Raw genomic sequence first — 17,524 nt, 5'->3', positions numbered from 1 at the left:
GAATCGGACTGATTAAGTTCTGTTGTTCTGAGATTAACTGGTGGTAAGGAGCCTAGGGAACCACTAAGAGTAAAAATCCTCTATGCTAGAGTAAGCTGCTAAATGCCCTATATCTCGCTTTTGACCGAAAGCATCCAGGATACCAGCCCCCGGATTCATTCCGAAAGCAGACTCAGGACCGGTGAAATAAAAAACCTGTATCCGATGAAACTTGCCCCCCGAATTTCTCTCGCGCAAGTCAATGCTTCAATTCTAAAATCTAAAATCTAAAATCTAAAATCTAAAATCGATTGACGGCTTAGTTGAGGCAATCGTTGCGACATTTATGATGATTTATCAAATTTTTAAAACGAATTTTATTTATTGTTACCGTCTTGTGATAGCTGAGAGATTGGTTATTTCTGGCCTGTCCAACTCCTTCTCCAGCTAGGAGTGAAGACCACAAACAGGACGGCAAAAAATAACCCTGGCTTTCATTCCACCGCTAAGATGAGTACAGTTATAGCGGGGGACTTCCCGCCGAGTAAGTTAAATTGGAAGAGAATTGTATGTTGTCGAAAAGAATTTTACCTTGTCTGGATGTGAAAGCCGGTCGCGTGGTCAAAGGTGTGAATTTTGTCAACCTTAAGGATGCTGGCGATCCGGTAGAAATGGCTCAGGTTTACAATGATGCGGGTGCTGACGAGTTGGTGTTTCTGGACATTACGGCGACTCACGAAGACCGGAATATTATGATCGATGTGGTGTACCGCACGGCCGATCGAGTATTTATCCCTTTGACGGTGGGCGGCGGCATCCAATCCTTAGACACAATTAAAAGTTTGTTGAGGGCGGGCGCTGATAAGGTGAGTATTAATTCGGCGGCGGTGCGCGATCCGAGTTTAATTGACAAAGCTAGCGATCGATTTGGCAATCAGTGCATTGTAGTGGCGATCGACGCTCGCAAACGGCAAGACGCAGATAATCCTGGTTGGGACGTGTACGTGCGCGGAGGGCGAGAAAATACCGGCAAAGATGCGATCGCCTGGGCCAAGGAAGCCGAACAGCGTGGCGCCGGCGAAATTCTGGTGACAAGCATGGACTCGGACGGCACTCAAGCCGGTTACGATTTGGAATTAACTCGAAGCATTGCCGAAATTGTCGAAATTCCCGTCATTGCTTCCGGCGGCGCCGGCAACTGCCACCACATCTACGAAGCCGTGACACAGGGCAAAGCAGAAGCAGCCCTGCTGGCTTCCCTGCTGCATTACGGGCAACTCAGTGTAGGAGAAATTAAAACTTATCTAGCAAAATGTCAAGTTCCCGTGCGACAGCAGCAGCCATTAGTTATTAGTCATTAGTCAGTAGATAGTCGGGCGCATCTTAATATCTTGCAACATTTTCAACAAATCGCTCTGGGGGTTGACTCACGGGCCCTCTCACATTGCAAACAGGTTAAATAAACCCGCCGCCACCCCACGATCGAACCAGTTACTGAGATTTATACCGCTATGTGAGGCGCATCCGAAGGCACTTATAGAGAATTTTTTTGATTCTCCACAAGTGCCTTCTACATAAATGTCTTGGGGCGATCGACTCCTGTCAACTAGAAATATTCCCTGAGAAGGATTTCAAATCCCAGCTTTTTCAGCTAAATATAATATGTTAGCTCAATTTGAAAGAAAGCAACGGTTGCTCTTCTCAAACTTGAGTTAAAGATTGTGCAGAATTTGAGTGAGCTTCAGCCTGTTAACAATCTTAGCGATCAAAACTTCTAAAAACGGAGAAATTTTGTATGTCTTTTATCAGCTTTAACTTCCCTGCCAAGCGTTTAGTCCGCAGTTTAATAGCTGTTTGTTTTTGTGCTTTGATGTTTGTTTCTAATGCTTTCCCCGCTTTTGCCGTTACTAGCAGCCCCACCAAAGGTGAAGACCAACTTTTAGGGATTGAAAAAGAATCTCAAGAAGCTGTACTGAAAAAACCAATGTCCTTGGAAGAAACTCAAGAAAAAGCCAGCAAAGGGCCTAACGAAGTTCAGGGAGACGCTGACATTGAAAAAATGAAAAATCCTTCCAATACACAAGCTACATCCTTTGAGCAACAAGTCAAAAAAGCTGTCAACAAAATTAAAGACTAACTCAGCGCGCAGTAGTCAGCGGACAGTTGTCAGTTTGACACTCCCCTGCCTAAAGGCGAGGGGATTCTTAATTCAGCGACTGACCTTTAAGTGTTACGTCCTTTCGGCAATACTCAAACCTTTTAACCGTGGGAATTCCACCAATTAACGAGCCTGATTCGCAGCCACCCCAGAGGGTCTATCTCCAAAAGCTTACTAGGATACTGACCTAGAGTTTGGGTGTGCCCCACCCTACTTAACAAGACTAGAATAGTTTGTTTTTCTGGTTTTGAGACTGTGTTAAGCCTCTAGCTGTTTAAAGAGTTTTCGCCGCTCTTTGCCCCCCGGTTTATGCCTAAAAGTGTGTCTCATGTCCCGTTTCACGATGGCAAAGGAGTTTAACCTCGACTATTGCAGTATACCACGATTACTGGAATTGCCAGAAGTTTTAGGAATAAATTAAAGCCGTCCTAAAAGGACGGGGTTTTAGACCCAACTCCTTTGATAAAAGATTAGGGACACGGCGTGGTGCCGTGTCCCTAGATTTTTTTTTGTAGAGACACCGCACCCCGCCACCTCCTTTGAAAGGCAGTATCCAATCTAAATTTAGCTTTAGTTTTCAGAATTCGTCTTAGATGGAATAAAAAAGTGGAAAGGACTTGGCATCTTTCGGCTTTACGAACACTCTTTGCTGGGGCTGCAAGAGCAAGCTATCGAATCTTTCTCTAGTCAAATTAGCGTTTACTACTTGACCGTCATCTAAGGTTAATTCTACCTGTATTTCCCATCCCAAATGAATCAAGCGACTGATTCTTGCAGGCACTGTTGCACTATTTTCTGTAGTTTCAATTACTACGTCGTGAGGGCGCAAGAAAATCTCTGGGTTGGCTGAGTCAAAGCCGTTGTCTTGAAACATTCTTGAACTGCTGGGCAATACATTGACTGGACCGATAAAACTCATTACGAAAGCACTAGCGGGATGGTCGTAAATTTCTGCGGGTGTGCCAACTTGTTCGATTTTACCTTTATTCATTACTGTAATTCGATCGGCAACTTCCATCGCTTCTTCTTGATCGTGCGTCACAAAGACTGTGGTAACGTGAACTTCGTCGTGCAGTCGCCGCAACCAAGCGCGCAAATCTTTGCGAACTTTGGCATCGAGAGCTCCAAAAGGTTCGTCTAGCAGTAACACTTTCGGTTCCACAGCCAGGGCTCTGGCGAGGGCCACCCGCTGCCGCTGGCCCCCTGAAAGTTGCGACGGGTATCTATCGCCCAATCCTGCCAATTGCACTAAATTCAACAATTCTTCTACCCGCGATTTGACTTTCGCGGGTGGTGTTTTCTGAATTTGCAGCCCGAAAGCGATGTTTTTTCGCACTGTCATGTGCTTGAATAGCGCGTAGTGCTGAAACACGAACCCAATTTTGCGGTCTTGGACGCTAGTATTGGTCGCATCTTGGCCAGTTAGCCAGATTTTGCCAGAGTCGGGCATTTCTAAACCGGCAATCAGTCGCAGCAGTGTAGACTTGCCGGAACCAGACGGGCCCAGCAATGCGACTAGGGAACCCGATTCAATTTCTAAGCTGACTCGATCGAGTGCTTGGAAACTGCCAAACTGTTTTGATATGTTTTCTACAACGATGGCCATAGGTAGGAAGAAGGAAGAGGTTCGAGGTTCGAGGTTCGAGGTTCGAGGTTCGAGGTTCGAGGCAGGATACAGGAAGCAAGAGGCAAGAGGCAAGAGCGAAAAATGTTAATCTCCGGTTTGTGGATAGGTTAATGTAAGTTTTTTTATAGCACGATCGCACATCAGTTTGTTAATTTTAGGGTTTTGGCGATCGGTCAGTCGATTTTAGATTTTAGATTTTAGATTTTAGATTTTAGATTGGCGTTGCATATTGCGGGCTGATTTTGATTGTTTTGTGGGATGGGCCCATGAGCCCGTCCTGTGTATTTTCATAGCAGGCGGGACGCCTAACCCTACTCCCCACAAGAATCATCCTCAAATTATGCAACGGCTTTAGATTTACTTGCAGCTTTGAATCTGGAAGATGCAACTTTGGTCTAAAATTTTGGGCTCTCCAGAAAAGGAGTCGGGGCTTTGTATCGGTTTTTGGGCGGTGTCAAACAGCCGAAAATTAACAAAAATGCACCTCAAAAAAAAAACAACACAATTCTTTGCTACCAAAGTTGGCGTTTGGTACTACAATGCAGCAAAAGTTCAAGCGTTTTTGACTTCAACGGCTGAGGGGATAAAGGAAAATGGGAGATGTTGGACGTGTGCCTGTAGGAATTATCGGCGCTTCAGGGTACGGCGGCGTGCAACTTGTGCGACTGCTGGCAGATCACCCGGCGGCTGAAGTAGTTTATTTGGGCGGGGATAGCAGTGCAGGAAAACCTTATTCCAGCCTTTATCCGCACCTGACTAACTGCATTGATTTGACCGTCGAGGCGATCGACCTAGACAAAATAGCGGCAAAATGCGAAGTTGTGTTTCTGTCGCTGCCGAACGGTTTAGCTTGCAAAATGGCACCGACGCTGATAGAAAAAGGCTGCAAAGTCTTGGATTTGTCGGCTGACTACAGATTTGAAAATCTGGAAACTTACAAAGCTTGGTACGGTGGCGATCGATCGGACTCTGAACTGGCTGCAACGGCTGTTTACGGTTTGCCAGAATTGTATCGCGATCGAATTAAAGACGCTCAGTTAGTAGGCTGTGCAGGCTGCTACGTCACTGCTAGTTTATTGGCCCTGGCACCTTTGCTCAAACAAGGCCTCATTGTGCCAGAAACAGCAATTATCGACGCCAAATCCGGTGCTTCGGGAGGGGGCCGCAAAGCTGAAGTTAATCTCTTGTTGGCTGAAGCAGAGGGTTCTCTGGGCGCTTACGGCGTTGGGCGCCACCGCCACACGCCAGAAATCGAGCAAATTTGCAGCGATTTAGCGGGACACGATATTAAAGTTCAGTTTACTCCTCACCTAATTCCGATGGTGCGGGGAATTCTGGCGACTGTGTACGCAACTTTGCGCGATCCGGGTTTGGTGCGGGAAGATTTAATCACAATTTTCAGCGCTTTTTACCGCAATAGTCCTTGGGTAAAAGTGTTACCGGCTGGAGTTTATCCCCAAACAAAATGGGCTTGCGGCACAAACCTTTGTTACATCGGTGTGGAAGTCGATCCGCGTACTGACAGGGTGATTGTGCTATCGGCGATCGACAATTTAATTAAGGGACAAGCCGGTCAAGGCATCCAGTGCATGAACTTGATGATGGGTTGGGAAGAAACTTTGGGTTTGCCACAATTGGCTTTCTATCCTTAATTGGGCATGGGTAATTGGTAATGAGTAATTGGGATTACTGTCAACTTAAGTTTGAAACCATTGATAAATCTCATTTGTAGCCGAGGCCTGATCCCCCTAAATTCCCCTTAAGAAGGGGGACTTTGAATGCTTCTTGTTCCCCCCTTCTTAAGGGGGGCTAGGGGGGATCGAGCCTTGGTGGTAAACAGCCATATGTGACTACGTTTGACCTGGTTGTTGATACCAATTACCCATTCCCAATTACCCATGACCAAATTTTACTTGGGCCCGTAACCGATCGACCCAGCATAAATTGCCCGATCGCCCAATTGGTCTTCAATCCGTAACAAACGGTTGTATTTGGCAACTCGTTCGCTGCGACACAAAGAACCAGTCTTGATTTGGCCGGCGCGAGTCGCTACGGCTAAATCGGCAATGGTGGTATCTTCAGTTTCACCGGAACGGTGGCTGATGATCGATCGATAGCTGTTCCGTTTGCCCAGGTCGATCGTATCCAAAGTCTCTGTCAAAGAACCAATTTGATTCAGCTTAATCAAAATCGAATTGCTAGCTTTCAAATCAATTCCTTTTTGCAGCCGCGTGCGATTAGTAACAAACAAATCGTCACCAACCAACTGAACTTTGCTGCCCATTTTCTGCGTCAGCGCTACCCAACTGTCCCAATCGTCTTCATGCAAACCATCTTCAATGGAAACAATGGGATATTGACTCACCAAACCATCCAAATAATCGATTAATTCTGCCGGCGAATGAGCCACACCGTCGTAAGTGTACTGCCCATCTTTGTAAAATTCGCTAGCAGCCACATCCAAAGCTAAAGCAACTTGTTCACCCGGTTTATAGCCAGCTTTTTCAATAGCTGCAATCAACAAATCCAAAGCTGCTTGATTGGATTTAAGATTAGGCGCAAAACCGCCTTCATCACCCACACCAGTCAGCAAACCCTCAGCTTTTAAGACTTTACTCAAGGATTCAAAAACCTCTGCACCCCAGCGTAAAGCTTCTTTAAAAGAAGGCGCACCCACAGGGACAATCATAAATTCTTGAATGTCCACATTATTGTTAGCGTGAGAGCCCCCGTTGATCACATTCATCAAAGGCACGGGTAAAACGTTCGCCAAGGGCCCGCCCAAGTAGCGGTAAAGGGGGAGTCCTAAAGTCTCGGCGGCCGCCTTTGCTGTGGCTAAGGAGACTCCGAGAATGGCATTTGCGCCGAGGTTGGATTTGTTCGGGGAACCGTCCAAGTCAATCATGGTTTTGTCTACCAGCGCTTGGTCGATCGCATCTAGATTAGCCAAAGCGGGGGCAATTTTGTGTTCGACGTTAGCGACGGCTTTTAGGACTCCTTTGCCACCATAACGGCTTTTGTCGTCGTCGCGGAGTTCGTGGGCTTCAAAAGAGCCTGTAGACGCGCCGCTGGGGACTTGGGCGAGTCCGACAACACCGTTGGCTAGGTAAACTTCAGCTTCAATGGTGGGGCGGCCGCGGGAGTCGAGGATTTCTCTGGCTTGAATAGATTCGATCGCAGTGTCTAGCATATTAATTATTCCGGACTTAATTCAAGGTTTCATGACAATTAGCAGTCTCTGGGTTTTCCCACGCTGACTGCTGACGGGTAATAGAGTACGCGATCCCCAGAATAATTGGTGCACAGTTCAAAATATTTGCGGATTTGGACGAGCAGATTGGTGTCAATAAGCTATGCTTGTTGAATAAACACCTCCGGCAAGTTTGACAGTAATTTGATTGTTTTAACCCCAGATTCCCGCAGATTTCTTAATTGGAACCTTTGTTAAAATCAGAAGGTCAACAAAGTCCATCAAAAAAGGAGAAACTTAGGATGTTAGAAACAAATTTCGGAGAAATTAGAGCATTAGCTGAAAATTCAGACCCTATTATTGCCGATCCCCCAAACACCAAATTACTCACAGGGCCATTGCCAAATCCAGCCAGCGACCCCAACTTTTTTGACTTAACTCCCAATGACGACGCAGTTCAATTAGCAAATGGAATTCTGCGGAATACTCCCGGAGGTTTGCGGGCCTTAGCTGGTAACGATTTTGTCAGAGGTTCCGGTGGGGCGGAACTGATGAACGGTAACAGTGGCACAGATACTTTAATCGGGGGTTGTGGCAGCGATACTATTCGTGGCGGCCAAGATTTTGACATTCTTTATGGAGAATGCGGCAGCGATTTTGTCAGCGGAGATCAAGGTGATGACTACGTTTATGGAGGCACGGCAAATGACTTGATTCGTGGCGGTAAAGGGAATGATGCTTTAGTAGGAGACAGTGGAAACGATACTCTAATCGGTGATGCTGGAATTGATAGACTTTGGGGAAGTGAAGGCGCAGATTTGTTTGTTCTCCGCACAGAAGTGGGAGCAACTTCGGGGGAAATTGGTTCGCTTCAACCGCCTCCTAGTGGCAATTTTGATGTAGATGAAGTGCCTGCCGATTTTATTCTCGATTACAATCCGGCTGAAGGTGATGTAATTGGATTGGCGTCTGGATTGACGCGAGATGATATTGTTTTGAGCGAAAGGTTTTTAACAATTGGTGATGCCAGAGATTATGACAGCAGCGGGCCTTTTCCTCCGGGAATTCCTCGCACTGCTGATTTTAGAGTGTTAAATACTAAGGCGACGGTGATTCGGGAAGCTAGCAGTGGCAATATCTTGGGTTTGGTGAAAGATGTTTCACCCGGTCAACTTCAGTTTACCTCTGTGTCTGACGGGACGATCGCCCTTGGATAATCCGCACCCTACAATAGACATCTCCAAAATATAAACTCAAGGGCGGGCGAGACGCCCACCCCACAAAACAAACTTTCTTGTGGGGTGGGCGTCTCGCCCGCCAACCCGATGTGCATAAGCCGGGTAATTTGTTTGTTGGAGGTGTCTAATCTTTAAGATTGCCAGAAATCGGCCACATCATATCCCATTTCGGTGAGCATTTGCCGCAGCAGAGGTAAGCTCAAACCGATCACATTTGTGTGACATCCTTCGATTTTTTCGACAAATAAGCCACCTTTACCTTCCAGTGCAAAACAGCCTGCACATTGCAAGGGTTCTCCGGTAGCGACGTAAGCCGCAATTTGGCGCGAGGTAACTTCCGCAAACTGAACTTTTGTAACTTGATAGCGAATAGTCGATCGCGACCTTGCCTCATCAAAGTCATCGAATCTAGTATCAATTAAAGCATGACCCGTATACAATTCGCCCACCTTACCGCGCATTTTCTGCCAGCGCGAGATTGCTTCTTCCGCATCCTTGGGTTTGCCGTGAATTTCGCCATCTATGAGCAAAATTGAATCGCATCCCAACACCAAACACGCTTTTGGATTGGAGATTTGGGGGTGAGAATTAGCCAGTAAAAACTTAGCTACAGCCTCAGCTTTTCCCTCTGCTAACACCTGCACTAAATTAGTGGCATCTTTCATTTGTATTTGCCCTTCATCAAAGTCGCTGGGGCAAATCACAGCTTGAATGCCGGCATTTTCTAGCAGGCGGCGGCGTGCAGGAGAAGCTGAAGCTAATACAAAAGTTGGAATTTTCATAAGTTAAGAAGTTAGTTGACAGTTGACAGTTGACAGTTGACAGTTGACAGTTGTCAGTTGTCAGTTGTCAGTTGACAGTTGTCAGTTGGCAACTAACCCATGCCCCATGCCCCATGCCCCATGCCCTATGCCCTAATAAACAGAGAAAGATTTAACAACTTTCTCAAAAGCTTCTTTTACCTTGGGCCAGCGTTCTTCGGTAGTGGAAACGTTAAGTGTAAAAAGTTTGCCGCGGCTGACTGCTACACTCGCTAAGTTGTGCCGTTCTTGGTTTGGCAACTTAACGGCGTATTCTAAAATGTAATAGTTTTTCGATCGCGATTCACGAGCTTCTGCATTGACTAATTCAGCTTCGCGGCCCGAATCAGCCGGGGCGATCGCACTTTTGCTGAGCTTGTATCCCACATCCGTCGGCGTTCCCAAATCCGCCAGAGTTTTGTCCTTCGCGACTGGACTGATTACCACGCTGACATTCTCGGTTTGCTGAATCAAATCGCGGAACACCACATCGGGCCCGTTAGAAACCGCGATCGGCAGCCAGCCGTTAGGATAGAGAAATTGATAGCCGTCGCCAGTATCAACGTAGCTTTTGAGCCCGGTGACTTTAGACACACAACCGGTCAAGGTGAGGCTTAGAACCACCAGAAGTATTGCCGCAATTCGTTTGAGCATTCTTTTTACGGGTAGGGTGACAGTAAAATATTTAATTTTAATTGTCTCACCAAACCTTGCCCCTAAAAATAGTTAAGCTATGGATCGCTGTTTGTGTAACGCCAGCGATCCATAGCCAAATAGTTTAATTGTTAACAAAATCATTACAGGTGAGTCAGCCAGCTAATCAGCCCGTGCTTGGTCGAAACTTCTAAAGCCAAGAGAGAAACAAAGCCAATCATGGCAAGGCGGCCGTTTAAGCGTTCGGCGTAGGGGGTAAAGCCGGTGCGGGGTTCGTCATCGACGTATACTTGCGGCTCGATCGCAAAATTGTTCATTTTGCCTTGGTCGTCCAGCATTAAGCCTCTGTTACTCATGTTTTTTTTCCTAAATGGTTTTTAGTGTACTGTAACTAAATGTAACAGACTTGTGAAGATATGTAAAGGATTGTGAGAAATTTTTTTTAAATACCCCGATCTGACACCAGTTTATAAAAAAAATGCAACTGTAGGCAAGCTCTAAACCCTTATCTAGTCAGTCTTTCCCAAATCTAAAATCTCAAATCTAAAATCTAAAATGGTATGACTGTGGGTAGACTCTGGGCCCCGGAGGGGAGAGGATAGAGTTGAGAGGCGCGAAAGTCGATGGTGTGTGGCAAATCCAGTCTGGGTTTGACGAAAATTGTGCAACGGAGGAAAAAGTTATGCGGGCCAGTCTGGAAATGCGGTGGTTTTATGGCGGTGCGCTGCCAAAATCGATCGGTCAATGGTTTGGAAGCGAGAGTCTCGGCGGGTATCTCTCGCCCCCGGAAGAGCGGGAAGACTTATATTTGCTGATACCGGGGTGCGACTACTTGGGAGTAAAACTGCGCGGGAAAAATTTACAGGTAAAGTGGCGGCAAGCAGAATTGGGGGCGATGCAGTTCGGCAACCGCTGGGAAGGCAAAGCCGAGAAATGGCTGAAGTGGATTTGTGCCGACACGGTAGCGCCGGTGCCGGCGGATATTCTGGCGACAGGAAAGTGGGTGGGAGTCAAGAAAAAGCGAGCGCAGCGTCTTTACCAAGTTTCTGCCCCGGGCGCGCTAATGTCCGTCCCTGTGGAAGCACCAATTCCCCAAGGCTGTATTGTAGAAGTTACTCAGTTGAACATTAACGGTAGTGCGTCGTGGACTTTGGGATTTGAAGCCTTTGGCGGCGAAAGTTTTTTGACTGAAAGTCTGGAAACAGTAGCTAATTGGACTAGCAAGAGCTATCAGGCGCAAAAGTTGAAAGCTGAGGATTCTTTCGGTTATCCGAATTGGCTGGCCAGTAAGGGGATCTGAGATTTTGTAGATAGTTTGGATATACGCAAAGAAACTTTCAAACCCAGAGCCCCCTAGGACGTGTTTTCTTTCCCCGGAAACAGTCCGTTAGTATCTCTTAATCTGCGTTCAACCGCGTATATCCGCCACTATCTGCGGTTGAAATTTCTTCCTACTTTTTTCAAATCCGTATAGAGCACCCCTCACCCTCACTTTTTATCCTGAATTTCTGCTGTTTTAGCTGTTACACAAGCCGGCGATCGCTCGTCAACTCACGAGGTGTAGATTGTCAATATATTGTAAACCTTAATGTTGTGATTTAAAAATTATCAAAAAAACTTATGTTCTAAAAAAACCTACCGTGATTATGGTAGAGTTACATAGCATCTAAATTTGACTAACGCATTCCAACCCAAGGCCAGTGAAAGCTCACTTCATATCAGGACTACCCCGATCGGGCTCTACTTTACTGGCTGCACTACTACGACAAAATCCCCGCTTTCACGCAGCTATGACTAGCCCAGTGGGGGGATTAGTCGATCGAATGTTGGAAGCGATGAGCGAAGACAATGAGTTTTCCGTGTTCATTTCCCCCGAACAAAAGCGGGCGCTGATTCTGAGCATCTTTTCTGCGTATTACCACCCGCAAAATGAAAAAGAAGTGATCTTCGACACCAATCGTCTTTGGTGCAGCAAATTACCATTAATTCAGGAACTATTTCCCGGATCTAAAGTCATCTGCTGTGTCAGAAACATCGCTTGGATTATGGACAGCATCGAGATATTGATTCGGCGCAACGCCTTTGATGTTTCCCGGTTATTTAACAATCCAGCGGAACGGGCTACAGTCTACAGCCGCACCGAAGCATTAAGCCAAGGTTCGCGTTTAGTCGGTTATGCTTACAACGCTCTCAAAGAAGCTTTTTACAGCGAACAAAGTGCATCTATTCTACTGGTAGACTACGAGCTATTAACTATAAACCCGGCGAAAACAATGTCGCTAATTTATCAATTTCTGGGCGAAGAACCTTTTGAGCATGACTTCGAGAATGTTCAATATCAAGAGCCCGAATTCGATAATCGACTCAACACAAAAGGATTGCATCAAGTGCGCGCAAAAGTCGAGTTTAAACCGAGAAAAACGATTTTACCGCCCGATTTGTTCGATCGATTTGATGGCTTATCATTTTGGACAGAGCAGACAAATAGTTGTGCCAGCGCTATTGTAGCGAAAGCGAAATAAACCTTTAGCTGTGTAGGTTGGGTTGAGGAACGAAACCCAACGTCCTGGGAATGTTGGGTTTCGTGCCTCAACCCAACCTACGGAAGCTGTGTAGTTGAGGAACGAAACCCAACGTCCTGGGAATGTTGGGTTTCGTGCCTCAACCCAACCTACGGAAGCCTTGAATATATAAACACTAAATCCTCAAAATATCACCAACCATGAACTTACCAACTGCCAACAAGCAAATTATTTTCGTAGACTCTTCTGTACAGGATTATCAAAGCCTGATTCAAAACATCGATGCCGCTCAAATTTTCATTTTAAATGAAAATTTGAGCGGCATCGAGCAAATTACCAATGTCTTAGCCAATCAAAAAGATATTGAAGCCGTGCATATCCTTTCTCACGGCAGCGAAGGCAGTTTAAAACTCGGTGCAGACGTACTGAAGGGGAACGATATAGAAAATTTCAGCAGTCAGCTAAAACAGTGGGGAAATGCCCTAACTGAAAACGGAGATCTCCTATTATATGGATGCGATGCAGGAGCAGGAGAAGCAGGCCAGAATTTTGTCAAGCGATTGAGTGAAATCACAGGTGGAGATGTAGCTGCTTCAAACAATTTGACGGGAAATGCAGTTAAAGGCGGCGACTGGGATTTAGAAATAGTAACGGGCCAGATAGAAGCCGCAGTGCCGTTGAATCCAGACGCAATGGCAGATTATGAATATACACTAGCTAACTTTGATGTCACGGTGGCAACCGATGATGGCACTGGCACTGTAGCAGGCACATTGAGCAAAGCAATTTTAGATGCGAATGCCTTAGCCGGAGATGACACCATTACCCTCACCACAAATGTCACTGTTACAGGGGTAATGCTGACCCTAGTTAACAGCAACATTGATTTTATTGGCAATAACTTTAGTGTCGATGGCGGGAATGCTTTTCGTCCCTTCTTTGTCAAGTCGGGAACAGTCAATTTCCAGAACTTAACCATTACCAACGGTCGGGCGAAAGGGGGCGATACCGGCAATGCTGGTGGCGGTGCTGGGATGGGTGGCGGTCTATTTATCTATAATGGTACGGTCAGCGTCAGCAATGTCACCTTTAGCAACAACCGAGCGCAGGGAAGTGGTAACATTGGTGGCCTCTACGGTGGCGGCGGGATGTTTGGTAACGGCGGCGGAGCATTCGGTGGCGGCGGCGGTCTGTTTGGCAACGGCGGCAATAACGGCGGTAGCGGTGGCATTGGAGGCTACGGCGGCTCTGGTGCTTATGGAGGTTTTGGTGGTAACAGTGGGGGGGGTGCTGGTGGCTTCGGTGGCGGTGGCGGCGGTGGCGTTGGGAGTCTTGGTGGTGCTGGGGGCTTCGGCGGTGGCGGTGGCGGTGGCCTTGGGGGTCTTGGGGGCTTCGGCGGCGGCGGCGGTTACAACGGCAATGGTGGCTACGGTGGCGGTGGTGGCACCCCTGGTTTCGGGGGTGCTGCCGGCAATGGTGGTGGCGGCGCCGGTATGGGGGGTGCCATCTTCATTCGCCAGGGCTCTTTAACCCTCAACAACGCCACCTTCAGCAGCAACACCGCCACTGGCGGCACAGGCGGGAACCCCGGCCAAGGCAAAGGTGGGGCAATTTTCGCCATGCAATCCCTCACCAACACCAACAGCAACAACCAAGGGATGCCGACTGCGCTACCTACTGTCACCACATTGGGAGCAACTTTCACCACCAACACAGCAGCCAACCAAGCAGGCACTCCCGGTGCTAACACCCCCGCCAACGGTGTCGGCAACAGCCAAGACAATAACGATGTTTACGGCACTATTATTCTCGGCAACACCGTCAACCTCTCCGTCAGCAGTAACGCAGGCACCGAAGCAGGCACAACCCTCATCACCGTCACCGCCACAGCATCCCAAGCAGTTGTCGGCAATCAAACCGTTAACTTAGGTGTCACAGGAACAAATATCACCGCCGGCGACTACAACCTCAGCGGCACAACCATCACAATTCCCAACGGACAAACTACAGGTACTGTCACTTTCACTGTTGCCGATGATGCCTTAATTGAAGGCAGCGAAACTGCAACTCTCGCTATCAGCAATCCTTCGGCGGGAATATTTTTGGGAACAACCACTACTCAAAATATTGCGATTACCGACAACGACTTCCCCGCAGTCAACCTTTCAGTTACTCCCACCACCGGCACAGAAACAGGAACCACAGCAATCACCGTCACCGCCACAGCATCCCAAGCAGTTACAGGCGCTCAAACCGTTGATGTGGCTCTTTCCGGTACGGCACTTGCTGCTGACTTCACAGGCACAATTCCTACTAGCATTACCATTGCCAACGGTCAAACTACAGGTTCATTTACCGTCAATATTATTGATGATGCACTCATAGAAGGAACCGAAACAGGCACTTTCACAATTTCCAATCCTTCTGCTGGCTTGACATTAGGAACTACCACCATTGGTAACGTCACAATTACCGATAACGACTTCCCCGCAGTCAACCTTTCAGTTACTCCCAGCACCGGCACCGAAACAGGAACCACAGCAATCACCGTCACCGCCACAGCATCCCAAGCAGTTGTCGGCGCTCAAACCGTTGATGTTGCTCTTTCCGGTACGGCACTTGCTGCTGACTTCACAGGCACAATTCCTACTAGCATTACCATTCCCAGCGGTCAAACTACAGGTTCATTTACCGTCAATATTAATGATGATGCCTTAATTGAAGGAAGCGAAACAGGCACTTTCACAATTTCCAATCCTTCTGCTGGCTTGACATTAGGAACTACCACTACTGGTAACGCCACAATTACCGATAACGACTTCCCCGCAGTCAACCTTTCAGTTACTCCCACCACCGGCACCGAAACAGGAACCACAGCAATCACCGTCACCGCCACAGCATCCCAAGCCGTTGTCGGCAATCAAACCGTTGATGTTGCTCTTTCCGGTACGGCACTTCCTGCTGACTTCACAGGCACTATTCCCACTAGCATTACCATTCCCAGCGGTCAAACCACAGGTTCATTTACCGTCAATATTGATGATGATGCACTCATAGAAGGAACCGAAACAGGCACTTTCACAATTTCCAATCCTTCTGCTGGCTTGACATTAGGAACTACCACCATTGGTAACGTCACAATTACCGACAACGACTTCCCCGCAGTCAACCTCTCAGTTACTCCCAGCATCGGCACAGAAGCAGGAACCACAGCAATCACCGTCACCGCCACAGCATCCCAAGCAGTTGTCGGCAATCAAACCGTTAACTTAGGCGTAACAGGAACAAATATCACCGCCGGCGACTACAACCTCAGCGGCACCACCATCACCATTCCCAGCGGACAAACTACGGGTACTGTCACTTTCACTGTTGCCGATGATGTGTTAATTGAAGGAAACGAAACTGCAACTTTAGCTATCAGCAATCCTTCGGCGGGGATAGTTTTGGGAACAAACACTACTCAAAATATTGCGATTACTGACAATGACTTCCCCACAGTCAACCTCTCAGTTACCCCCAGCATCGGCACCGAAGCGGGAACCACCAGCATCACCATCATCGCTACAGCCGCAGCACCTGTAGTAGGCAATCAAACCGTTGACTTAGCCTTAACTGGAGTAGCAACTGCTGCTGATTTCACTGGCACTATTCCCACCCAAATCACCATCGCCAATGGCACAAACAGCGGACAAGTCACCTTCACCATTACCGATGACCAAATTGACGAAATTGACGAAACTGCCAACCTCACCATTAGTAACCCATCTGCAGGCATCGTATTAGGAAGCACCACCACAGGTAGTTTCACCATCACCGACAACGACATCGCCGGATTTGACATCCTCCCGATTAGCGGCAATACCAGCGAAACAGGAGCCCAAGCCACTTTTGACATCCGCCTGAGAAGCCAACCAACAGCTAATGTCACCATCGGTTTAACCAGCAACAACAGCGCAGAAGGAACGGTTTTACCTGCTAACCTCACCTTTAATTCAACTAATTGGAACGCTTACCAAACCGTCTCCATCACAGGTGTAAACGATTTAGTAGCTGACGGCAATATTAACTACCAAATTATCACCGCCCCCGACACCACCACCGCCGACACAAACTATAACAATCTCAATCCAGCCGATGTCGCCCTCACCAACACCGACAACGACACTCCGGGCGTTACCGTCACTCAATCTGCTGGCAGTACGGAAGTAACAGAGGGTGGCAGCACGGATACTTATACCTTACAATTGAACACCCTCCCCACGAGCAACGTTCAAATTACTGTAACGGCGGATGCTCAAGCGCGGGTTAGCCTGGATGGAACGAATTTTGCCGCCTCGCAAACTTTAACCTTCACAAATGTTAACGGCATCACTCCCCAAACAGTCACCGTTCGTGCTGTTGATGATACCGTACCGGAAAACAACCATATCGGTGCACTAACCCACGCTATTACCAACAGTGCCGATCCTAATTATCCAACAACATTGGCGATCGGCCCGGTGAATGCACAGATTACCGATAACGATATTACTTACAGCGTCGTCGGCAGTAGCGTCACTGTGACTGAGGGAAACAGCGGTACTCAAGTGGTAAGTTTCACCGTTACCCGTACCGGAGAAATCAACCAAAGTAGCAGCATTGATTTTAGTTTTGCCGGAGGCGCAACCGCTGGCGTCGATTACAATAACCCCATTGTTACCGGCACCGGAGTAACTGCTACTGGCAGTACGATTAGTTTTGCTGCTAATGCTACCACAGCTACAATTGCAGTGGCCGTTGTGGGCGATCGAATTGTCGAACCTAACGAAACTGCTTCACTGACTCTGAGCAACGCCACTGCCCCAGGAACTGCTAACATTATCGGTTCTGGGGTAACAACTACGATTCAAAACGATGATACTGCGGGAATTTCTATTAATCCAACTGCCGGATTAACAACGACGGAAGCGGGGGGAACTGCTAATTTTACAGTAGTTCTCAATAGCCAGCCTACAGCAGATGTGTCGATCGGCATTACTTCCGATAAAACCGCAGAAGGGACAGTAGATAAACCGAGTTTAACTTTCACCTCGGCTAACTGGAACGTTCCCCAAACCGTCACTGTTACCGGAGTAGATGACTTAGTAGTAGATGGGAACGCTGCCTACAACATTGTCACCGCTGCTGCTACCAGTACCGATACCAATTACAGCGGTGTTAATGCGGATGATGTCGCAGTTACTAATACTGATAACGACACTAAAGGCATCACCGTCACTCCCACCAGCGGTTTAACCACGACGGAAGCGGGGGGAACTGCTAATTTTACAGTAGTTCTCAATAGCCAGCCTACAGCAGATGTGTCGATCGGCAT

12 protein-coding genes are annotated in these 17,524 nt (G+C 47.6%); 7 read left to right on the top strand and 5 right to left on the bottom strand.

The features are described 5' to 3' along the window. Positions 1-548 precede the first annotated feature (548 nt). Positions 549-1,340 carry an imidazole glycerol phosphate synthase subunit HisF gene (gene hisF / locus QUB16_RS04510; RefSeq protein WP_333314322.1) on the top strand — a complete coding sequence of 264 codons (792 nt, stop codon included), beginning with the start codon at positions 549-551 and terminating at the stop codon, positions 1,338-1,340. 434 nt (positions 1,341-1,774) lie between these two features. Next, positions 1,775-2,116 (top strand): low temperature-induced protein, encoded by a 342-nt coding sequence (locus tag QUB16_RS04505; protein ID WP_333314320.1) that lies wholly within the window; start codon positions 1,775-1,777, stop codon positions 2,114-2,116. 610 nt (positions 2,117-2,726) lie between these two features. Here the strand turns inward: QUB16_RS04505 and QUB16_RS04500 are convergent. Next, positions 2,727-3,743 carry a sulfate/molybdate ABC transporter ATP-binding protein gene (locus tag QUB16_RS04500; protein WP_333314318.1) on the bottom strand — a complete coding sequence of 339 codons (1,017 nt, stop codon included), beginning with the start codon at positions 3,741-3,743 and terminating at the stop codon, positions 2,727-2,729. Between the two features lie 614 nt (positions 3,744-4,357). Between QUB16_RS04500 and argC the strand changes: the two genes are divergently transcribed. Further along, complete coding sequence (argC, locus tag QUB16_RS04495; RefSeq protein ID WP_333314317.1) at positions 4,358-5,416, top strand: N-acetyl-gamma-glutamyl-phosphate reductase; 1,059 nt, start codon at positions 4,358-4,360, stop codon at positions 5,414-5,416. Between the two features lie 257 nt (positions 5,417-5,673). Here argC and eno read toward each other — a convergent pair whose 3' ends face one another. After that, entirely contained in the window at positions 5,674-6,954 is a 1,281-nt protein-coding gene (eno, locus tag QUB16_RS04490; protein WP_445251095.1) for a phosphopyruvate hydratase, read from the bottom strand. Positions 6,955-7,256: 302 nt separating this feature from the next. Between eno and QUB16_RS04485 the strand changes: the two genes are divergently transcribed. Then, positions 7,257-8,171, top strand: a complete 915-nt coding sequence (locus QUB16_RS04485) for a calcium-binding protein (protein WP_333314315.1) — start codon at positions 7,257-7,259, stop codon at positions 8,169-8,171. A 152-nt stretch (positions 8,172-8,323) separates the two neighbouring features. Here the strand turns inward: QUB16_RS04485 and QUB16_RS04480 are convergent, their stop codons facing one another. From QUB16_RS04480 to QUB16_RS04470, 3 genes are all read right to left on the bottom strand, one after another. Then, positions 8,324-8,974 carry a nucleoside triphosphate pyrophosphatase gene (locus tag QUB16_RS04480; RefSeq protein WP_333314312.1) on the bottom strand — a complete coding sequence of 217 codons (651 nt, stop codon included), beginning with the start codon at positions 8,972-8,974 and terminating at the stop codon, positions 8,324-8,326. 132 nt (positions 8,975-9,106) lie between these two features. Beyond that, positions 9,107-9,646, bottom strand: coding sequence for a photosystem II reaction center PsbP (psbP, locus tag QUB16_RS04475; protein WP_333041087.1), 540 nt, complete (start codon positions 9,644-9,646; stop codon positions 9,107-9,109). A gap of 143 nt (positions 9,647-9,789) precedes the next feature. Further along, entirely contained in the window at positions 9,790-10,002 is a 213-nt protein-coding gene (locus QUB16_RS04470; protein WP_190659021.1) for a high light inducible protein, read from the bottom strand. Between the two features lie 272 nt (positions 10,003-10,274). On the opposite strand from QUB16_RS04470, the gene QUB16_RS04465 reads away from it, so the two are divergent. From QUB16_RS04465 to QUB16_RS04455, 3 genes are all read left to right on the top strand, one after another. Next, complete coding sequence (locus QUB16_RS04465) at positions 10,275-10,946, top strand: hypothetical protein (protein WP_333314310.1); 672 nt, start codon at positions 10,275-10,277, stop codon at positions 10,944-10,946. Between the two features lie 400 nt (positions 10,947-11,346). Continuing rightward, a complete protein-coding gene (locus tag QUB16_RS04460; protein WP_333314309.1) occupies positions 11,347-12,168 on the top strand; it encodes a sulfotransferase in 822 nt (273 codons plus the stop codon). A 200-nt stretch (positions 12,169-12,368) separates the two neighbouring features. Continuing rightward, the coding region (locus tag QUB16_RS04455) for a DUF4347 domain-containing protein (RefSeq protein ID WP_333314308.1) at positions 12,369-17,524 on the top strand (5,156 nt) is incomplete at its 3' end.

The sequence above is a fragment of the Microcoleus sp. D3_18a_C4 genome, assembly GCF_036702415.1.
Classification (GTDB): domain Bacteria; phylum Cyanobacteriota; class Cyanobacteriia; order Cyanobacteriales; family Microcoleaceae; genus Microcoleus.
Note: the sequence above shows the minus strand (reverse complement) of the source record. Positions and strands in the feature narration are given on the sequence as shown.

Excerpts from the sequence above, each read along its gene's own strand:
- hisF (WP_333314322.1), top strand. The coding sequence starts at position 549 with ATGTTGTCGAAAAGAATTTTACCTTGTCTGGATGTGAAAGCCGGTCGC.
- QUB16_RS04505 (WP_333314320.1), top strand. The coding sequence starts at position 1,775 with ATGTCTTTTATCAGCTTTAACTTCCCTGCCAAGCGTTTAGTCCGCAGT.
- QUB16_RS04500 (WP_333314318.1), bottom strand. The coding sequence starts at position 3,743 with ATGGCCATCGTTGTAGAAAACATATCAAAACAGTTTGGCAGTTTCCAA.
- argC (WP_333314317.1), top strand. The coding sequence starts at position 4,358 with ATGGGAGATGTTGGACGTGTGCCTGTAGGAATTATCGGCGCTTCAGGG.
- eno (WP_445251095.1), bottom strand. The coding sequence starts at position 6,954 with ATGCTAGACACTGCGATCGAATCTATTCAAGCCAGAGAAATCCTCGAC.
- QUB16_RS04485 (WP_333314315.1), top strand. The coding sequence starts at position 7,257 with ATGTTAGAAACAAATTTCGGAGAAATTAGAGCATTAGCTGAAAATTCA.
- QUB16_RS04480 (WP_333314312.1), bottom strand. The coding sequence starts at position 8,974 with ATGAAAATTCCAACTTTTGTATTAGCTTCAGCTTCTCCTGCACGCCGC.
- psbP (WP_333041087.1), bottom strand. The coding sequence starts at position 9,646 with ATGCTCAAACGAATTGCGGCAATACTTCTGGTGGTTCTAAGCCTCACC.
- QUB16_RS04470 (WP_190659021.1), bottom strand. The coding sequence starts at position 10,002 with ATGAGTAACAGAGGCTTAATGCTGGACGACCAAGGCAAAATGAACAAT.